17 protein-coding genes are annotated in these 19709 nt (G+C 41.0%); 13 read left to right on the top strand and 4 right to left on the bottom strand.

Annotated features, from left to right (window positions below; all coding sequences use genetic code 11):
- Positions 1 to 177 precede the first annotated feature (177 nt).
- Complete coding sequence (locus QNM18_RS17525) at positions 178 to 1134, top strand: nucleoside hydrolase (protein WP_211008466.1); 957 nt, start codon at positions 178 to 180, stop codon at positions 1132 to 1134.
- A gap of 417 nt (positions 1135 to 1551) precedes the next feature.
- On the opposite strand, the gene QNM18_RS17520 is transcribed toward QNM18_RS17525, so the two are convergent.
- Positions 1552 to 3855 (bottom strand): S9 family peptidase, encoded by a 2304-nt coding sequence (locus QNM18_RS17520; protein ID WP_284137962.1) that lies wholly within the window; start codon positions 3853 to 3855, stop codon positions 1552 to 1554.
- Between the two features lie 590 nt (positions 3856 to 4445).
- Here QNM18_RS17520 and QNM18_RS17515 point away from each other — a divergent pair.
- From QNM18_RS17515 to QNM18_RS17495, 5 genes are all read left to right on the top strand, one after another.
- A complete protein-coding gene (locus tag QNM18_RS17515) occupies positions 4446 to 4928 on the top strand; it encodes a DUF2059 domain-containing protein (protein WP_284137961.1) in 483 nt (160 codons plus the stop codon).
- Between the two features lie 303 nt (positions 4929 to 5231).
- Positions 5232 to 5864 (top strand): cytochrome c oxidase assembly factor Coa1 family protein, encoded by a 633-nt coding sequence (locus tag QNM18_RS17510; protein ID WP_284137960.1) that lies wholly within the window; start codon positions 5232 to 5234, stop codon positions 5862 to 5864.
- A gap of 103 nt (positions 5865 to 5967) precedes the next feature.
- The gene (locus QNM18_RS17505) at positions 5968 to 6312 is read left to right on the top strand and encodes a response regulator (RefSeq protein ID WP_284137959.1); all 345 of its coding nucleotides are present in this window, start codon (positions 5968 to 5970) and stop codon (positions 6310 to 6312) included.
- A 110-nt stretch (positions 6313 to 6422) separates the two neighbouring features.
- On the top strand, positions 6423 to 6803 hold the full coding sequence (locus QNM18_RS17500) for a hypothetical protein (protein WP_284137958.1): 381 nt from the start codon (positions 6423 to 6425) through the stop codon (positions 6801 to 6803).
- Positions 6804 to 6919: 116 nt separating this feature from the next.
- Positions 6920 to 7477: a VOC family protein gene (locus QNM18_RS17495; RefSeq protein WP_284137957.1), complete on the top strand. Its 558-nt coding sequence runs from the start codon at positions 6920 to 6922 to the stop codon at positions 7475 to 7477.
- A 106-nt stretch (positions 7478 to 7583) separates the two neighbouring features.
- Here the strand turns inward: QNM18_RS17495 and QNM18_RS17490 are convergent, their stop codons facing one another.
- Positions 7584 to 8555, bottom strand: coding sequence for a Gfo/Idh/MocA family oxidoreductase (locus QNM18_RS17490; RefSeq protein ID WP_284137956.1), 972 nt, complete (start codon positions 8553 to 8555; stop codon positions 7584 to 7586).
- Positions 8556 to 8569: 14 nt separating this feature from the next.
- A complete protein-coding gene (locus QNM18_RS17485) occupies positions 8570 to 11002 on the bottom strand; it encodes a TOMM precursor leader peptide-binding protein (protein WP_284137955.1) in 2433 nt (810 codons plus the stop codon).
- 369 nt (positions 11003 to 11371) lie between these two features.
- Here QNM18_RS17485 and QNM18_RS17480 point away from each other — a divergent pair, with 369 nt between their 5' ends.
- A complete protein-coding gene (locus QNM18_RS17480) occupies positions 11372 to 11524 on the top strand; it encodes a hypothetical protein (RefSeq protein ID WP_284137954.1) in 153 nt (50 codons plus the stop codon).
- A 508-nt stretch (positions 11525 to 12032) separates the two neighbouring features.
- On the opposite strand, the gene QNM18_RS17475 is transcribed toward QNM18_RS17480, so the two are convergent.
- Positions 12033 to 13154: a heme-binding protein gene (locus QNM18_RS17475; protein ID WP_284137953.1), complete on the bottom strand. Its 1122-nt coding sequence runs from the start codon at positions 13152 to 13154 to the stop codon at positions 12033 to 12035.
- 618 nt (positions 13155 to 13772) lie between these two features.
- Here QNM18_RS17475 and QNM18_RS17470 point away from each other — a divergent pair.
- The 6 genes from QNM18_RS17470 (at position 13773) to QNM18_RS17445 (ending at position 19653) form a co-directional block, all read left to right on the top strand.
- Positions 13773 to 14744 (top strand): haloalkane dehalogenase, encoded by a 972-nt coding sequence (locus QNM18_RS17470; protein ID WP_284137952.1) that lies wholly within the window; start codon positions 13773 to 13775, stop codon positions 14742 to 14744.
- Between the two features lie 245 nt (positions 14745 to 14989).
- On the top strand, positions 14990 to 16027 hold the full coding sequence (locus QNM18_RS17465) for an AraC family transcriptional regulator (RefSeq protein ID WP_284137951.1): 1038 nt from the start codon (positions 14990 to 14992) through the stop codon (positions 16025 to 16027).
- Positions 16027 to 16614, top strand: a complete 588-nt coding sequence (locus QNM18_RS17460; protein ID WP_284137950.1) for a hypothetical protein — start codon at positions 16027 to 16029, stop codon at positions 16612 to 16614. The genes QNM18_RS17465 and QNM18_RS17460 overlap by 1 nt, the downstream gene beginning before the upstream one ends.
- 90 nt (positions 16615 to 16704) lie before the next feature.
- The gene (locus QNM18_RS17455; protein WP_284137949.1) at positions 16705 to 17091 is read left to right on the top strand and encodes a hypothetical protein; all 387 of its coding nucleotides are present in this window, start codon (positions 16705 to 16707) and stop codon (positions 17089 to 17091) included.
- 60 nt (positions 17092 to 17151) lie between these two features.
- Entirely contained in the window at positions 17152 to 18066 is a 915-nt protein-coding gene (locus QNM18_RS17450; protein WP_284137948.1) for a helix-turn-helix transcriptional regulator, read from the top strand.
- Between the two features lie 90 nt (positions 18067 to 18156).
- Positions 18157 to 19653 carry an alpha/beta fold hydrolase gene (locus tag QNM18_RS17445; RefSeq protein ID WP_284137947.1) on the top strand — a complete coding sequence of 499 codons (1497 nt, stop codon included), beginning with the start codon at positions 18157 to 18159 and terminating at the stop codon, positions 19651 to 19653.
- Positions 19654 to 19709 lie beyond the last annotated feature (56 nt).

Raw genomic sequence — 19709 nt, 5'->3', positions numbered from 1 at the left:
GTAGACCGCGAAAGATGGGTTTCAGGGAGGTTTATTGCAGCAGAATTTACATGGGTGAAGTTAACGTAAAATCATACGTTGATTAATGCCTTTGCTTAAAATTGAACGAATGCTAGTGAAGTGTCGATATATGTCGTGATATGATTTTTATATCGTTCCAAGTGTATGAGAAGTTAAATGAAAAAAATAATATTTGATACGGATCCTGGAATTGACGACGCGATGGCGCTACTGCTAGCACATGCTTGTCAAGATATTGAAGTGGTCGGTATTACGACCACTTTTGGCAATGCAAGTATAGAAAACACTACGCGTAATGCGCTTTATTTAAAACAAAAATTTGGTATGCATGCTGAGGTCGCTAAGGGAGTAAATACACCACTCGATCAAGTGAAAACAGAGCCTGCAACCCTTGTTCATGGTGATAATGGCTTAGGCAATATTGAATTACCTGATCAAATCAATACACCTCTATCTCCACTCATTGCACATGATTACATTGTTGAAACACTAAAAAAGCAACCGGGAGAAATTACGTTAGTTGCGGTAGGTAGACTTACAAATTTAGCGCTGGCAATTGAAAAAGCTCCTGAAATCGGCAAGTTAGTAAAAGAAGTCATCATTATGGGTGGGGCTTTTGGACATAACGGTCATACGGGTAATCTGACACCGTTTGCCGAAGCAAATGTGTACGGAGATCCGCTTGCCGCAGATATTGTTATCAATGCAGATTGGCCTGTCACCATTGTTGGGTTAGATGTTACGCAGCAAACCCAGATGTCAAATGCGTATTTAGAGAAAGTAAGGACGCACAGCGAAAAGTACGGTCAGTTTATTTATGACATTACACGTTTTTATGCAAAGTTTTACAATGATGACCTTGGTTTAGATGGATTTTATGTACATGACTCTTCAGCAATCATGTATTTGGTCTCACCTGAAATTTTTACAACAAAGCAAGGGCACATACGAGTCATAACCGAAGGGCCAGCAAAAGGACATACTTTATTTAAAGGTTCAAATAGAGTTTTTCCAATTGATGAATGGGCTACAGCACCAAAACAAACCATAGCAATCAATGTGGAGCCTCAAACATTTAATCAGCGTTACTTCGATATCATTTGTGGCAATTAAACTAGTTAGTCAGGCTGAGGAAATGTAGGTTTTGGGTGGTTCATTGAGTTTACAAAACTTGATAGAACATAAAATGCTCTAACTTAGCGTGCTAAACGCAAGGTAGATACTATTTAGCAGTGTGAGTCATAACAAGAAGGCCTTTGTATCGGTCTTCTTGTTACTGAGTTAGCCTAGCGGGTGATGTTTATCGTGAATCCGCCAGACGGGAAACTGGGATGTCCTTTGTTCCCATTAACGATAGCTATTTCGACGCGGTCAGCATAAATTCCGCGAATATCTAGGAGGCACAAACGCGTCAATTTCCTCACATAGGATACACCTTTAAATTTACATAATAGCCCCAGTGAAACTCCGGGGCTTTTTAAATTTAGTTGTAACGCGCTTTGAGATTTGTTTAATTAAAATCTGCAAAAGCTATTTACTGATCACATAGGACTTGGGCGGCTCTGCTCCTAATAAATGACGCACAAAATAATCCCAACGCTGCCTAACAAAATATGGGTTTTTATCAAGTACGTGCCCCATATTAGGGTAAATCATCAAGTCAAAGTCCTTGTTGGCTTTCATTAGAGCGTCAGCCAGTTGTAAAGTTGCTGCTGGATGCACATTGGTGTCCAACTCGCCATGAGCAATAAGTAATTTGCCTTGTAAATGTTTAGCCCAGTTTAAGTTTGATTGTCCTTCCCACTCCGGTGTTTCTGGGTAGCCCATCCACATTTCATTCCAACCAGCCTTGTCCACTCTAAAGTCATGATTACCTGATGCTGATACGCCCACTTTGAAAAAGTTTGGATACTTAAACATCGCATGCGCTGTATCGTAACCACCGGCACTAAAGCCAAAAATGCCTACTCTGTTAAGATCCAGAAAGTCAAAGCGTTTGCCAAGCTGTTTAATTGCAGTAACGTGATCATCACTGCCACCACTTAAATTTTTAAAAGAGTATTCATGGAACTCACGGCCGCGCTTGTTAGTGCCTCGGCCATCCATTTTTATGACTACAAACCCAAGTTCAGCGAGTGCATTCGCTTGGCTGCGATAGGTTACAAATGATTTAGGCGTAAAAAAGTTGTGTGGTCCAGTATATATGTCATCAATTACCGGGTACTTTTTATTGGGATCAAAGTTCGAGGGTAAATACATCAAGCCATATAAAGGCGTTTTACCATCACCTGCAAGGACTGAAAATGGCTTAGGTGGTTGCCATCCCAACGCGAATAGCGCGCTAGTATCGGCTTTTTGTAATGTTCGAATAACTTTACCATTTTGGGTGCTACGTAATATTGAAATAGGGGCTTGTGTGGTGGTCGAATAGGTATCTATAAAGTACTTAAAGTCAGGCGATATTCGAGTGTCATGCTCGGCAACTTCAGGAGTCAGTAATGTTAAGTTGCGGCCATCTAGGTCCACCCTGTAAAGATGACGAAGGTAAGGGTCTCTATCTGTTTCTCTGCCAGACGCCTCAAAGTAGACTTGCTGCTTTTTGGTATCTACACCACGTATTACGCGAACCGTCATATTCCCTTTGGTAATCGCATTTTTCAGCTTGCCATCAACAGAGTTGTACAGATATAAATGTTGATAGCCATCTCTTTGTGAGCTCCAAATAAAAGCGTTTAGCTCTGGTAGTGCCCAATATTGCTGTACCCAAGGATCGACGTATTTATCATCGCGCTCTTCAACCAGCACACGCACTTTGGCTGTTTTAGGGTTAACTTCACGCATGAAGTACTGACGGTTTCCTCTAAATCGGTTGTGGTAGACAAACTTACCGTCTTCTTGCCACCACCCCCATAAGGCTGCACCATAGTAGGTTTGCATGACAGGGGGAGCCTTTAAGCGTGTAACCGTTTTGTCTTCAGCATTGATCAGCATCAAGTGCGCGGAGGGTAGCTGCTCTTCGGCCGCTGATGGGTAATAGAACTCAGTGGTTTCTGGCCGTTTTCCTCGTTGGTGAGATGCCCGAACGAGTGCATATTTACCTGTGTTACGGCGGTCAAGCTGATAGGTCATTACATATTGGCTATCTTCGGACCAATTGGCATAAACTTGTTTAGGTTGATATGGCTTATCATCGCGAAGGTCATTTGCAGGGTTTGGGTGCATAAGCCCATAGGGAAAGCCTTCGGTTCCATCAGTCGTCAGCTGTGTTTTTGATCCAGTTTTTAGACTCGTCAACACTAGGTTATATTGTTCAACGGTCAGTTTCCATTGGCCATCGGGGGATGTTCCTGGCTCTTTCGCTAAGCTGGCATTTTTATTTGGTGAGCAGATATATAGTTTGATATCACACTGAAATTTTTTGTCGTGGATAGTAAAGCTAATTAATGGCAGTTCTACGTTCAAAGATTCCAATGAGAGTGGGTCTTTCTCTGCATTTTCAACCCCGGAGTGAAGCAAAGCACTTGCTAGTTTTTTATGATCAAATAACGGTTTTTGTAGGTTATTTAGCGGGTCGACATAGATATATTTGTATCCTTGGTGATCTTGCTGTTTAAACCAAAAAGCATTTCCCTCTCCAATCCAGTTGGGGGCTAGCTTAGTATTCTTTACCAATGGTATTAAATTTTGCGGTAAAAACTGTTCCGCTCTTTGATAATCAGAGTCTCGTATACTTAACTTTTCTATCGGCTCTATATTAGTAGAGTTCAAGTTGCTTTGACATGCAGCTAACAGGCTGACAGCTGCCATTAAAGCTACACTTTTGCTTTGTGACATTGACCATACTCCTTACTTTTTATATCAATTTATCTGCACTCCAAATGTTCAGTATTTATTATATTTAAAAGACTCAACGTAGCCTTTGGCAGTAAGAACATTGACGTTTGTGGTACAAGCTAACTATATCGCAATGCATAATTGTATACAATATTCAATTATGCAAGTCTGGAAAGGTAAGAGAGCTTGTATGCATGACATTGAGTAGGGCGCGTAAAATAGCACCTCTTCAAATTTAGGTTTGTCTACGACGACGTTACCCTATTTATCCTTAAACAAAATCTAGGAATTCATCCAAAATAGATAGGAGCGGTCAGTTCTGGTACTATGGCGTCTTTTTTTCAGATCTAGCCTTACAGGCTCTAACAATGTTGATTGAGATATTTAGAAATCACCTCTCGTTGTTTACAGGAGGTTAGTGTGTTGATAACACAAAGTTTAGCTAGTAAGTTGCTAAAATTAATTAATAAATCAGCTTAATTTTTTACTACAGAGTATTTAAGGTGGGCAAAAATATCAGGTTTTGTGCGTGTTTTTGTAAGTTTTTCCTACTATTTTGAGCTTTTCAATGTGGTTATATGCGAGTTCTTATGAAGAAATTATTTATTGCTTTTTCAATGTTATTTTCAATTTCAATTAGTGCAAATGAAATTGTAGAGGAAATCCTTCAATTAGAGGGCGGGGAAGCTGAGTATAAAAAAGTCATTGAGCAAAATTCATTTATGATGAGAAGCTTCGATTTTGGAACATTTGATGCAGATGGACATTATCAGCTTCAAGATCTAGAAACTGAGTTTAAAAATAAACAAGAAAAATTAAAAGAGAAGTACCTGTCTTGGGATGTTTATAAGGCTAACATTATTAACGCATATGAAAATACATACACAGAACAAGAGTTATTGGGGTTAAGGGACTTTCTAAGAAGCCCAATCGGAAAGAGTATTTTAGAAAAAAGACATCAATTATTTCTACTGTCAGGTCAATCGAATCAACGTAATGTTGAAAAGTATATAAATGAAAACAAAAAGCTTTGGGACGAGTTTGGTAAAAGGCTAGACCAGTTGATTGAATAAATCACACAACAAAGCCGTAAACTTGTCCAAATTCCAGCTTGATATGCCTGTTCACTTGTTGTTTCTTTTTATAACTAGGGAAAATGTATTTCGCGAAGTTAATCAAAACTGATGCAAAATGCTGCATGTTTTTGACAATGAGGTTTTACAGTAATACTTTAAGGGATTACATCAATAGCATCTCGGTCCAGGCCGTTACATAACACGCTGTTGCAGATGAAAAAAGCATAGTTGGCTGCGACTATAGGCAACTATTTTCACCCGCTTACGGCGAGCTTATATGTCATAAAGAGGTTGATCCAATTGACGATTGAAAAAAAAGAAATACCTGCGGAACTTAAAGGCTGGAATTGGGGAGCGTTTTTCTTGAACGTAATTTGGGGAATTCGCTTTAAAACATACCGTGCTTTATGGGTTTTCGTACCATTTGTTAACTTGGTTATGCCTTTTGTGTTGGGGCTAAAAGGTAATGAGTGGGCTTGGCAAAACAATCATTGGAACAGCGTCGAGGAATTTAAAAAGTCACAAAGAAGATGGTCTGTTGCATCCATATTGATAGTCGGAGTCAGCTTTGTGTTTCTAAGCCTTGTGCAACTTAATGTGTTCTCTTCTTTTAAAGAATCAGAAGCAACCAAATTAGCACTGAATACGGCGGAACAAGCCCAAAGCTTTCAGAAAAACATAGGTCTGCCATACGAAATAAGTTTTATAAAAGGTACTAAACATGAAGTCCAGACAGTAGATTCTGTGCCTGAGCATGAGCTACCTCCAAATACTGTACATATGCTATACGACATAGAAGGGCGGAGAGGTTCTGGTGTGATTGAGTTTAAAGCGTCTCAAAAGGCTGGTAATTCGTGGCGCCTGACTTGTATAAAGCTAACATATGCACCGGATCAAACTGTGGATATTTTGGTTCCGTGCAAGAGTGACTAAAAATAAGTCGCTATGGCAGTTTTGGTGAGAAGCTTAGAATGTTTGATAAGAAAAGAGCTGCCAAGCAGCTTAACGCATCGTTGTTATATGTAGAAGGTTACTGTTGAAAATACTTTATGTCGAAAATCACAAGGCTTTTGTATCTGCGGTAAAAAGAGAATTTTTATCTGACCATGATGTTGAAGTAGCGCCTGATATCAATTCAGCCAAAGCTATGTTTAATGATTCCTATCACTTGGTGTTGTGTGACTATGATTTAGATGATGGGAAAGGCACTGAAGTGGTTTCGTATATCAGAGAGTTAAGTGCAACTGTTCCTATCATCGCGGCCTCGTCACATGAAAGAGGAAATAGCCTCTTGATTCAAGCCGGAGCCAATATTATTTGCGGTAAAATGGACTTTCGGTCCTTGCCTAACTGCATAGATAGAATTATCAATGAAATATAACAAACGAATTTAGCAATGGGAGCTAGACAGTAGGTCTGTGCTTCTATATTGCTAGGTTTAATCTAGTTTTTTGTGCCTCTTATTTGAGGCGTTATACGTACAAGGTGAATATGCCCAAGTATAGATGGCTTTGCTTATATTGCGAACATGATAACTCTGAAAGAACAGAGTTTTGCGCACACTGCGGTACAAGCGCGACAGCAACTGCATATGAAATTGAAGCGAGAGAATTTTTAGCTAAAAAAATTCTAAGTGACGAGGAAGGCTGCTCGAAATGCAGTAATACAGCTCATTCGATTGAATTTAGTGAAGACCCGTGGGAGTATTTCGATTCAAGACAAAGCCCCCTTCTCAGAGCCATGTATATCACGATAAAGTGTAAAAAATGTCAGCATACGCAAAAAGTAGAATATGCAGTACCTACACTGCGAAAGCTATATCGAAGGCTTTTTAATCAAGATATTAAAAGCCAGTGGTGGCTAAAACGTTAGAGTGTATAACTAAATTATTATAGGCAGCTGCATAATATTTGGTTTGGGTTCACTCCGATTCGCATTGTATCCAGCTTATTATTTTTTTAACAGAGCGCTAAAATATAAGGATGAAAATGGAAACTAAGGATGAAGTTGTATTTCCTAACATGCAGTTGAGTCATATTGAGTTATATGTCCAAGATCTAGCTAAGATGGAAACCTTCTATACGAGTAAATTAGGTTTTGTTGTCACTGACCGAGGTGAAGGTCAAAACGGTATGGTTTTTTTAAGCCGTAGCCCGCAAGAGCACCATCAAATTGTTTTAAGTCCAATGCAATCACGCAGGACTCTTGAAAGTCCAATTGATCACATCTCTTTTAGAGTGAAAAATATTGATGAATTGAAGCTTTTTAATTCATCGTTAAAGTCGGTTTCTGGAATTCGTTTACAAGCGGTATCTCATGGTACAACTTGGTCTATCTATTTTTATGATCCCGAAAACAATAGATTTGAAATTTTCACAGATACACCATGGTATGTTAATCAGCCATGTAAGTTTGCTGTAAATTTAGAATTATCCAATGAAGAGCTAATCAAATTTACGGAGAATGAGATTAAAAATATGCAAGGGTTTTCGTCAAAAAGTGATTGGGAAATAGTTCATAAAAAAAATTTAGGAGCGCTTGGTTAGCCATGTCCTTTCAAGGCACTTAAGGGAGCTCATTGCTACCGATATCTTTGAGCTGAGGAACCTTACACCTAGCACCATCAAATGCACTAGGTGTAAAAAGTCATCGTTACGCTGCACAATTCTCTTTAACTGATGGTTGTAACTCCATCAATACAGTTTGCCATAACCCACTCAACCCTAACAAGTAATGTGGTTGCTGGTAAACAGGCTGTGCTTCCCCTTGGATAGTGGCGGCGAGTGTTGCAATAGCTGCGAGGTTGCATTGGTCTCTGTGGTGCATTAACTGTTGTTGATCCATAGGTGCAAGCTCAATGGGCATGTAGGTTTTCCATGATTCAGCGGGTAAGCTATGACTTGAAGGAAACCAACTTAAAGGGCCAGTAGTTTCACTGAGAGTCAAAGTGCCATGAGAAAATAGCGCAGAGAACTGGTGGTTCAAAAAAGTAGCGCTGCCGTCATCTTCAGCGGACGAAAAGTTTTGACATAAAACAGACACGGAGAGGCTATTATTTTTAAGCATCACAGGCTGAAATGCCATCGGTTCGCCGTTGTATTTAATTATCTCCAATCCTTCAAATCCACCTAGTGCACGACCCAAAAGATCCAGTGCCGAATATAAAGTTCTTAAATTGGCACCTATGGCATAGTGCATACAGCCAGCCCCCTGTTGATATGCTGCAAGTACTGACTGTAAAAATGCTTGCGGCGCATAGAGATCGGCAAAGTGCCCATTGACATGAAAATATGCTTGGTGTTGCTTGGCAAGTGCGAGCGCTTCTTTCACAAAGGCTTGATCAACGGGATGCTCACATAATACTGACACTCCCATTTTTAACAAAGACAAGACAATTGTTTTTCCTGCATCCCCAGATATTGCAACACAAGCAATATCAATATTGTCAGCCGGTATAGCGGCAACATCCGTATAGTATGGTACCCCAATTTGCTTGGCAATTTGTTGAGAGTGCTCACTGCCTTTTGATAAGACGCCGACACATGACAAGCTATGTTGCGAAAAGTGAGTTAATGCGCGAATGTAGGTGGAACCATAGTGGGTACCGCACACGAGTACTTTCATAATGTTTTCCTTTTTTAAGCAATAGGATGTGGCTCTTTGTTAACCGGACGTCCATGTAATAGTTTGCGTAACCTTGGGTTGTCTACTCTTTTAAATTGCTCACCAAAGTGAATAGGTTGCATATGGACTCCGATGGCCCGTGCAACTCTAAATGGACTTAACGCCATATCTGGAGAGGTGACATCCACAATAGCAACTTCTACACCTGCTGAATCTAGGCGCTGTTTGAGTTGGGTTATTTGAGTGATCACTTCATAAGGCCAATCATCCAGTGTTTTCGCCTCAGTTAGGGGGCGGCGCATAAAATCAAATGCGTCGAGTTTGTCCTTGCTAAAATAATAGGCGGCGTGATCTTCTAGGCTTGTAACGTCACTGACATGATGAGGAGCCTTATGTCCAGAACGCATAAGTTGGCAGAGGTAGGGCATCACATGACCTTGCTCTAATAGCGCTTTACGCATAGCAACCTTAATATCGCCGTGGGTGGCCAGTGCCACTGATGCTGCGGGGGTGCGATAGCCATCTCCTATTGCTAGGCATACCACAGTTGGTACATGTAGTCCTACATCAAGCAGGTAGCACTCAAGCTCTACGCCTAGCTTGATTAAGTCATCTATCATAACCTGCATTTTACCTTGGTTAAGTGCCTCGTAGCTGAGCCGTTCACAGGGTAACTGGGCATACCAAGTAAGCATCATGGCATCGCGTTCAATTAATTCATAACAGGCTCTGAGCGCTGCATCATCATTGCCTTGTCCAGCGGCTAAACCATTTGACGATACCTGACTGAATTGCTCTTTATAGGGGCAAGCAAAATTAAAGTAGCTAACCAATGCTGGAACCCAAACCGGTTTCTCGGTTGCTAACCAGCTACCTCGACACCAGTGTATCTTTTGCTTTTTGTGCCATTTGTGAAATGGGAAATTAGGCGTGCTGTATTGCTTATTCGAATATAAAACTAATGTGTCTGGATTGACATAATCACCTTGTAACTGGCTAATTGACGCATATTTAAAATCGCTCAATTGGTATCGCGCCGCTGAGTAGCGCTCCAGTGCCTCACCTACCGCACTGATATGTGCAGAAATATGATCCAATCCTTTACCTGAGCCCACTTGACCTGAAGCTCTAGGATCAAACTCACCTTCCGTAAATGAGGATACCCCAGCCGACGCTGTGATAGGAAAATCAGGTAAGTGCGGTGCATGCCCGGTGAGCTGGCGTACAATCCCAGTTTTCGGATCTACCCAACCTTCAAATAGAGATTTAAATTGCTCAACATCCTGCAGCTGATTGAGGGGGTTTTCAGCTGGTTTTGAATTGTGATGCATAGATAGTGCGTGAGTCTTCGCATGACTGTGATCAAAACCGCACACTTCACACCAAGGAATAGGAATAATCGCATGCTTTTTTGATTGGTATGTGATTAGGTTTTGAACAAAAACATGGGATGACAGCTCAGTTTCGGTAAAGCCCCAAAGGATTTTTAATGCTTCCATAGCAAGTTGTTGACCTGTGATTGCAGACATGGGGGTCAACATACTGCGGGCACGTCCGTCACGATTTTTTTTATGACTTTTTTCTAATTCGTGCGCTAACTCACCGTGGTGCTCTGTGCTTAGTTTTCTGAGTCTTAAACAGTTCCAACATGAACTGGAGGCGGTTTCATTTATATTGATAGCAGGGCCTATCCAGCTTTCTAGGCCATCCAAGTGGCCATAAATGGCTTTAATCGCATGTTGATGCAGGTATTCAGACACTTTATGTGACCAAAAGTGTGAATCTTTCCCCAGAGTGATTATGGCTAAATCCCAGTCATTTGAGGGGCTACCTAAATTGTGGTGATCAGAAGTGAGTTCGGAGTCGCTGATCTGCATCCAAGGATTGCGGTGTTGTAACATAGATTTAAACACCTGTGATCTTGGTTTGCCAACATCTTCAGCTGAGAGAAAACGGTGACATGTTAAGTCATCACTGGAGACTTTTTCTTTATCTAATAAATGAACCTGGCCTACGCCTGCTGTGCCTAACTCTTCTAACAAAGTAACTGCCCAAGGCTCAAGGCCAACAACTAAAACTCTGCAAGGGGTGAGAGAGTAAACTTGATCTTGGCTATGTGGCATTTGGTTTGCCTGATGCCACGGGCGTAAAAAACGTGTTTGTACTATCCCTGGAGGCTGAAACTCTAGTTGTTCAGAGACCTCTTCCAATAGACCATATTGGCTAAGCATTTGCAGGACGGTTTGAATACTCGTATCGCTATATTCGGGCAAACGCATGCAGATTTCAGCTTGAGTGAGCTCACCTTCTAAGAGAGGTAATATTTTTTCAACAAAGTCTGATGTATCTCGACCGTGAACTTGAAAGTCTCCCAAATCTGAACTTAATAACACACCGCTGCTGTTGGGAACCATGCTCGCAGCTGGGGTTAACCTTAGCTTTTTCATAAATTAAACATCCATTTTTTAAGGACATTCCCTGAGTTGAGCCCAGAGAATGTCAATAACTGCGCGCTAACCGCCAGTACTACACGGTATGCAAGTTACACACTGAAAACATTGCAAACATTGCGGAGCACATTGATAGCACTGAACACACTGGTGTGAACACTGCAGACATTGGTGTGAGCACTGCAAACATTGGTGTGAACACTGCACACATTGAGGTGCACACTGATAACACTGTGCACAGAAATTCACAGCACAAGGGGTGCAGGTATCACATTTGGTAATATGTGCACACTGCTGGCAATGTGTCTTTTGCTCCGTTTGACATAAAGCGCAAAAATTCACAGTGCACGGGTAACAGGTGTCACAATGAGTGACAGGCCCACATTGCTGACAGAAGTTGACTGCGCATGGGCGGCAATTCTCGCACTTGGTAATAGGTGCACACTGCTGACAAAAGTTAACAATACAAGGGTAGCAAGTATCACATTTGGTGACGTGTGTGCATTGCTGACATTGTAAGTTTTGGCCCTGCTGACACAATGCACAGAAATTAACAATGCAAGGGTAACAAGTGACACAGTTAGCGACAGGCTCACATGTTATGCACTTGTAGTTGGCATCACATTGAACGCAAGCGACACATGGTGTCGGAGGGCCTAAAGGTTGATAGCTAGTTCCAACCGGTGCGCAAGTAGCACATAGCGTAGTTGTGCACGGGGCACACAGAATTGTAGGGGTGTAACAAGGGGCACACGGTGTGCAGTAATAACATACGGCACAGTCTACGATTCTTGGCGGGTTACAACATGCTTCCAGCGCTTTGACTTTAGAAGTGAGTTCCGTCACTTGTAATTGGAGTTCTTTTATTGCTTGTTCACTCATATTACTTTCCTTAAAGTTTCATTTAATTGACTTATTTGGTACCGCGTACCAAAAACGACTTTGGTTTGTTGCTTGCCGAATGTGTTTCACAGGTGGCAATCATAATGTCTTGAGCAGACATATTCGTCACATTGCAATAACGCCTTTATTGCACTTTAAATAGGGTATTGGCTGTAATGTGTGGAAACTTATAGCGGCTGCGTTTACCCTGGTCCTTACCATTTGCCAAACTAAAATCCAAAGTAATATCTTGGGTGTATTGCAGCATTTCTAGACCATTTGATAATCGCTGTAGCCAAAGAGTAGTTTTGAATCGAGGCACATCTGAATGTGCTTTCATAAATGGTGTATTGGCAATGCTGCCATCTGTTTCGGTATCTACATCTAGCACAGTGGTGTCGATTGTTCCTATGCCTTGTTGATATAGGCTATCTAAGGCAACTTGCAGTACAATATTGGGGTTAACATTAGGGTTTTCTGGAATATCAGACCCATATGGGGCTTTGAAGCTATTCCCGCCAGCAGCTGGCAAGGCATTGGCAACAGGAATGCTTGGCGCACCTCTAAAACAGTCGTGATGACCGAGCGCTAAAATAGAGTTACCATGCGGAATTGAAACCTGCTTTACTATAGTTCGGTCCTGCTCTTGTTTTGGTAGGGGGTTGGGGGTATCTGGGACCCATGGCTCTTTATTCAGTGTACCTTGCCCTTGAGGTGCAATCACTTGATGTAGCCAGCTACCGTTTTCAGCATGCACAAGCGTATCTTTTTCAGGGCCATCGGCAAAAAATACCCGCTGTGAATAAAAAATACTGTAAGCATCTTGCTCATAATTGCCCGCTCGGTTGGCAACTTTTCCCTGAATAGCACTAAATGTCATGACTTCGTAATAGGGGAAGTTTTTTAAGATAAAGCCATTGGGGGCGTTATCTTGTGGGATGGGCATGACATTAAACCCTCCATAACGGGTACTGACCCAAGTACCAATTAGCCCAGCTATGGGGCCGAGCTTTTCAAGAATGTCACACCTTTGATCGCCGCCACCAGCAGCAATCAGCGGCACATTAAAATCTGGGACAAACTGTGGCTGCTGCGGATTAGTTGCTTTATCTGTACAGTGCTCAAACTGTTGAGGAATACAGGTAGCGCAACGTAAAATAGTATTGTGCTCACTTGCTGCATTGCATTGTTTATTAAGGTCTTCAAATGCAGACTGAAGTTGCGCGATTTCAACTTGCAATTGCGCAATAGGATCTTGCTTACTCATGATTTACTTTCCTTGCTGTACATAAATTGACGGTTGATTGATTTTTCGGCTGGTTTTTAAGTGTATCAGCAAGTCTCTTTTAGGTTATTACATGCTATTACACAGAAATATGTGTTTTTCATTAGGTGGAGTGTGCTAGGAGCGATTGCCTTGTGGGCTGAATGTTATCTTCGAATTGCAACGATTAGTTTTGGAGATAGCAGTGTGCACCGCTATCCCTTTCTAGCCGTTCAATGCGCTGACAACAGACGTCCATATTCAATAATCTCAGCCAGCGTTTATTTGACCGCCCCATAGGTAATGATGTGAACGATTTTCCCCCTCAATTTAGTTAGAAATAGCTTAGTTTTAGGCTATTGGTTATCACTTTGTTGAAGCTCTCCTCACAACCAATATCGCATCGCCTTTATTGCAAATTGAAAAGGGTTAAATTGAATACAGGTTTATTGAGCGCATCTAATCAAATAGTCATTCCAATCAAAGTGACAAAGTTAACTCTAAGAAAAATATACTAATATATTTATTTCCTTCATTTTGCACTAAAGAGAAAGGTTCGCTTTTAACGTCATATAAATTGGGTGAGCGCTATAAGCAATTTTAAAATTAAAGGAGTAAAATATGACTTATGCACGCATCTTACTGTTAACACTTTTAGGAGTGTCAACTCCGTCTATGGCAACAAGTAATGTTAAGCTGCCGCTGCCCGTGATAGCAGAAACACATGATATTGAGCAGCACTCGATCGCAGTAAAAGGTAGTAAGATGGCTTACTTAGAGCAAGGTGAAGGCAAAGCTGTGGTTTTTGTTCATGGTAACCCAACATCATCTTATTCTTGGCGTAACGTAATGCCTTATATTTCTGATACTCATAGGGCCATTGCAGTTGATTTGATCGGCATGGGAGATTCTGGCAAGCCAGACATAGAATACACATTTAAGCAACAATATCAGTACTTCAATCGTTTTATAAACAGACTAAATCTTGATGAAGTGATTTTGGTTGGCCATGACTGGGGGGCGGCAATAGCATGGCTCTATGCGAAAAAGAATCCAGATAAAGTGGACGGGCTTGCCTTTATGGAAGGCGTCTTACCTCCACAGTTTCCCGCTGAAAGCTATGAAGATCTAGGCTCTGTAGCTGATTTTTTTAGAACACTGAGAGACCCCGTGGTTGGGCCAATGTTGATCATTGAGCAAAATATGTGGATTGAACAGGCCTTGCCTGCCTCTGTCAACCGCACACTGGGCGAGCAGGCGATGGAAGCTTATCGTGCACCTTATCTTGTTCCTGAGTCTAGAAAGCCGTTACTTGCTTGGCCAAATCAGCTGCCAATAGCTCGTGAGCCCGCTCAAACCGACTGCTTAATGCGCGGTATTAAACGCTATATGGGCAAAACTGATATGCCGATTTTATATATTTATGGTTCACCTAGTGTTGATAATTCGCCTCAAGTACTCAAGTGGTATGTGGAAAATATTGATGAGCTAGAGACCGCGTATGTTGGACAAGGGCTGCATTACCTTCCAGAAGATCAGCCAGACGCGATAGGTCGGGCTCTTGAGGATTGGCTACGCCGACTAAATGATTGACGACGTCTGTAGTTCAACTTATTGTGCACTTAGCCTTTGTTAATCAGAGGCTATTTCCTAATTACTGCCAAATACTATTACCTTGTTACTTGATATCACAACAAACGCATACTCAAAACATTTTCCTTTTTTGAAACTATGTACGGTAAATATTAGAAACCATCACCTTTGCAACCTTTTACTTTCCTTTAATGTACGTTAGTGTGTTGAATTTAGGCCCTCATTTTACTCATTAAGGGATTAACGTGATAGCAGAGTCACTCAAAATACTTTACATTGTTTCAGCTGCTTACGTTGTGTTTATAACTATTGCACTGGTATTGATCCAAGGACGATTAGCAGTAGAACAAAAAATCGCATTATTTATTTTTTGGTTGCTACTTTCCACACCAATGTTGGAATACATAGGTCTTGCTTTTAATTATATGCCATATCCATTTATTGCATTTGTGCATTCATCTTTGCTTTTACTCGGTCCTGCAATTTATTTTTACATAACGTATCAACCAGAAGCGCATTTTGATTTTGCTAAATCGTTGCTCCATCTGTTCCCATTTGTGATCTTTTACACGGGAAGATTGGTTGAGCAACAGGAGATCCCGATACTTTTAGCCTTACTGTATTGCTTACATGTTCTCTTTTATCAATTTTTGTTGGTTAAAACGATTTGGTTCGATAAAGGTGAAACTGTGAATAAACGCACTCAGCATTTGATCAGTCAAAAAGCGATCGCGGTGTTTTTTCTGATAGTTTCTAGTGCCTATTTTGCTCAAGTAACACTGCATAAAATGGGGTCTGATTACTTACGATTACTTTGGGACCTTAGCAATACACTGACTTTTATATATATTTTAATGCTCTCTAAAGGGTTTATAGACACTGTAAAAATAAAGCAGGCAAAGCCAACCAGAGTGCTGGAGCTTGGGCCAGATTTGGCAAATCAACAAAAAAAACGACTGTTCGATTTATTTGAAAAAGAACAGCTTCACTTGAATAATGAGCTGTCGTTAAACGGCTTGGCTAAAGAGTTGGATTTGACTAATAATCAAACATCCGAGTTACTTAATGACCATTTAGGTACCAACTTTTATGAGTTCGTTAATAAATACCGGGTTCAAGCAGCCGCACAAATGTTAAAACTCGCTTGCAAGAAGACAAAAGTGTCAGATCTTTATTTAGACGCCGGATTTAACAACAAAAACACCTTTTATCGCGAGTTTAAAAAAACGTTTGATATGTCTCCCGGTGAGTACAAAACCAGATTTAGCGAGATTGAAAAGTAGTGAACTATAAATTGAGTTTCACAAGTAAATATAAAGCACTTCACAGACTTGGATACACACAAGCCTGGTTATCTCTCGGGGTTATCACAGAAGAGAATCTTGTATCTCAATATGAAGAAATTGAATCTTCTGAAGATAAAAACGCAGAGCACTATCGAAATAGCGGGTTTTGCGACTTTTTAAGCGCTAAAAATTCATTAACTGATAATGAAGTGGCCGGTATTTTTGAATTAACAGACCATGGGCCTGACAAATGCGATCTAAGCGAAAATCGTATTATTCAGCTGATAGACTCTAATATTCTTACTGATGCTCAACTCGATTGGATTACCAAATACCCGGAAGTGTCAGAAAGGCCGATTCAGAAAAGGTACTTAAGAGAACGGCTTACTCGTAAAATTGAAAAAAGCTCCATCAGCGATTGTTTTGAAGAAATAAAAGCATGTGAAGATAGCCACATCCAAAAATACATTATTGGCCGAAGTGATCTGAAGTCTGAACATATAAATTGGCTCTCCGAATACGGCAGTAACAAAAAGCTTAGGAATATTGCCAAGCAGTTACTGAACAGCAAAAGGTTCAAGTAAAGTGCTTAACATACCGCTAGCCGCTGCTCAACTTTCGCTCCTACATCGAGGCAAGTTACCGCTTAACGTTAGACGTCACAGATGAATATTATGAATAAGCTAAATGTTTTGCACTTAGACGGCAGCGCAGGGTTAACGGTGGGCATGCTGTTGTTTCTCTTACAAGATTGGGTTGCCAGCCTGTATCGCTTACCTGATTCTACAGTTCTTTTTTTGGCAACTGCAAATGTTTGTTATGGGGTATATGCTCTAACGCTTGCTTTTTCTAATAGGAGAAACTCTGCATCTATCTCTTTATTGGTAACGGCAAATATCATATGGGCGGTGGTATGTGTCGCAATCATTTTTCATTATTTCCAAACGGCAAGTCTTATTGGGCTAGCGTTTATATGTATGGAGGGTATATTTGTGATTGTTCTTGCATATTTCGAATGGAAAAATAGACGCATGCTCTTGGAAGGATGCCACATCACATAGGCTACTAAAGCCACCTATTTTGCCCCCTTGCTAACAAATCATACTTATGGAAATGTAGAAATGAAATCCACCCTTAAGTTCTTCAATTATGATAGCGATACTCCATCGAATTGTGGTCAAGTTTTAGATATTGAGTTTTCAAGTAAATCACTTCACTGGCCAGGGGTTTTACTAGAGAAAGGCAGCTCGCCACACTTTTATCCCAACAATGTTTATACCCCTTATTTTTACTTTGCGCTAGGTCTGGAGCATGACTTGCACTGGAATGTAAAAACAGCGGTTGATGGCATGATGGCACTTAAGACAGCACCGGGTGACATTTGGATTAACCCGCCTGAAAGTCCTTTTTCTCACACAATAGATGAGCCTTGTTATTTTGTCATTTTGGCGATAGAAAGAGATGTATTTATTGAAAGCTGCACTTTGAGTATCAACGATAAGGCACTCCAATTTTTGAATAATTACAATGTGCATGACGAAACCATTAAGGGCATCATGGAGTTATTTTTGCTCGAAGCTAAGTCGGGCGGAAAAAACGGTTATGCGTATTTGAAGAACTTAGTTTCCCTTCTGGCAACCCATTATATCCAGAACTATTCCAACTTTACTGATTTACAAAATGCACGTGCTACAGCGTCGAATTTCGACCAGCAGCAAATTGACAAAGTCGATATTTACATAGCATATAATATCAATAAGCCCATTACCGTCGATGAGATGGCGGACTTGTTATATTGCAGCAAGTTCTACTTTCTTCGGGAATTCAAAAAGTTTATGGGTATTACGCCATACCAATACCTGATGAACAAGCGTTTGGAAGAGGCAAAACGACGTTTATCCTCCTCACAAAAAAATGATATCGCATCAATTGGCCTTGATCTGGGGTTTAATGACCAATCGCATTTCACCCGTTCGTTTAAAAAGCAGTTTGGTATGACACCAGGGCAATTTAGAAACAAAACGGTTAAGCAATAAAGTACAAAACCTAGAGCAGTAATTTGCAATCTTCTAACGTTTTTTGTCGCTATCCTATATCTATCTTAACTGATAATGCAGGATAAACTTATGAAAAATAAACAAAAGGTGGTATTGCCTACTGTACTGTGCGCTCTCGGTGCGTTATTGGCATCCCAGCTGGCGATTACTAAAGAAAATATGATGAATTCCGCTGAAACTGCTTCTCAGCAAAGCACAGCTAACGAACAGGTTAAAAGCAGTATTGTGACCATGGTCAATGCGATTGATAGCAAAAAGTGGGATAGCGCATTGACTCAGTTCGCCAATGAAGTTTTCGTTGATTATTCTAGCCTGACAGGACTACAAGGGAGTAAAACCAAAGCTGCTGATTTATTGCTTGGCTGGAAAAAGTTACTGGCAAAGGTCGACACACTGCATCAGTTGAGTAATTTTGCTATCTCCATTGAAGGTGATAGTGCGGATTCCTTTTCTCACGTTTATGCCAGTCACCAAGCCGAAGGCATTGATTATTGGGATGCTTATGGTCGTTATCATCACAAGCTTAAGAAAATTGATGGGCGTTGGAAAATCGTCTCAATGACGCTGCATATGCATGGACAGAAAGGCAATTTAAACTTTTTAAATGAGGTGACTAAAATGAATCAAAGTACATCCCAACAGAGCAGCGAAAATACCATCAGAAAAATACAGTTTGAGAGTGAAGGGGATAGGGTGGTTGGCAATCTTTATTTACCCAAGCACTATGACCCAGCTAATAAGTACCCAGCAGTGATCGTATCCGGTAGCTGGACAACGGTTAAGGAACAGATGTCGGGACTATATGGCAAAAAGCTTGCCGAAAAGGGGTTTATTACACTTGCTTATGATCCCAGAAACTTTGGTGAAAGCGGCGGTAAAACACGTTTCTATGAAAATCCATCACAAAAGGTCGAAGACATTGTTAATGCAGTTACCTATCTACAAAGCCTACCAGAAGTGGATGGTAATAAAATTGGTGCGTTAGGTATCTGTGCAGGATCGATGTATACCTTAATGGCTGCCGCGGAAGATAAGCGTATCAAGTCAGTGGTCACTGCGGCATCATGGCTACACGATGCAAAGGCTGTGAAGCTATTTTATGGTGGTGAAGAAGGTGTACAGGCAAAAATTAACGCGGCTAAGGTTGCAAAAAAGAAGTACGTTGAAACGGGTGAGGTAGAGTATATCCCTAGCATATCTACTACTGATGAATCGGCGGCAATGTATGGTCCTTATGATTACTATCTAAACTCAAAACGTGGTGCTGTGCCCCAATGGAGCGCAGACAAGTTTGCGGTGATGACTTGGGAAGACTGGCTAACACTAGACCCAATGCCAGTGGCAAAAAATTTGGAAACGCCAACCTTGATGATTCATTCCGATGGTGCTGTATTGCCACAATATACCAAGCAATTCTTTGAAAATATCGCAGCTGACGACAAATCCTTGCACTGGATTGAGACAGAGCTAGAAAGCCCTTATCATCAATTCAGTTTCTATGATCAGGAGCGTGAAGTAATGGAGTCCATAGAGCAAGCGCAGCTTTGGTTTTCAAAAAGCCTTTAGGTATGTGATCGGGAGTTAGTGCTTCTGCGCGGTGGGGCTATTGCTAGGGCTGGTTT

Source organism: Pseudoalteromonas obscura (assembly GCF_030135505.1).
In the GTDB taxonomy this organism is placed as follows: Bacteria; Pseudomonadota; Gammaproteobacteria; order Enterobacterales; family Alteromonadaceae; genus Pseudoalteromonas; species Pseudoalteromonas obscura.
This window is presented reverse-complemented; position numbering and strand designations above follow the sequence as displayed.

Bases quoted from the DNA above. Each gene is read 5' to 3' on its own strand.
- QNM18_RS17525 (WP_211008466.1), top strand. From the start codon at position 178: ATGAAAAAAATAATATTTGATACGGATCCTGGAATTGACGACGCGATG.
- QNM18_RS17520 (WP_284137962.1), bottom strand. From the start codon at position 3,855: ATGTCACAAAGCAAAAGTGTAGCTTTAATGGCAGCTGTCAGCCTGTTA.
- QNM18_RS17515 (WP_284137961.1), top strand. From the start codon at position 4,446: ATGAAGAAATTATTTATTGCTTTTTCAATGTTATTTTCAATTTCAATT.
- QNM18_RS17500 (WP_284137958.1), top strand. From the start codon at position 6,423: ATGCCCAAGTATAGATGGCTTTGCTTATATTGCGAACATGATAACTCT.
- QNM18_RS17495 (WP_284137957.1), top strand. From the start codon at position 6,920: ATGGAAACTAAGGATGAAGTTGTATTTCCTAACATGCAGTTGAGTCAT.
- QNM18_RS17490 (WP_284137956.1), bottom strand. From the start codon at position 8,555: ATGAAAGTACTCGTGTGCGGTACCCACTATGGTTCCACCTACATTCGC.
- QNM18_RS17485 (WP_284137955.1), bottom strand. From the start codon at position 11,002: ATGAAAAAGCTAAGGTTAACCCCAGCTGCGAGCATGGTTCCCAACAGC.
- QNM18_RS17480 (WP_284137954.1), top strand. From the start codon at position 11,372: ATGAGTGACAGGCCCACATTGCTGACAGAAGTTGACTGCGCATGGGCG.
- QNM18_RS17475 (WP_284137953.1), bottom strand. From the start codon at position 13,154: ATGAGTAAGCAAGATCCTATTGCGCAATTGCAAGTTGAAATCGCGCAA.
- QNM18_RS17470 (WP_284137952.1), top strand. From the start codon at position 13,773: ATGACTTATGCACGCATCTTACTGTTAACACTTTTAGGAGTGTCAACT.
- QNM18_RS17455 (WP_284137949.1), top strand. From the start codon at position 16,705: ATGAATAAGCTAAATGTTTTGCACTTAGACGGCAGCGCAGGGTTAACG.
- QNM18_RS17450 (WP_284137948.1), top strand. From the start codon at position 17,152: ATGAAATCCACCCTTAAGTTCTTCAATTATGATAGCGATACTCCATCG.
- QNM18_RS17445 (WP_284137947.1), top strand. From the start codon at position 18,157: ATGAAAAATAAACAAAAGGTGGTATTGCCTACTGTACTGTGCGCTCTC.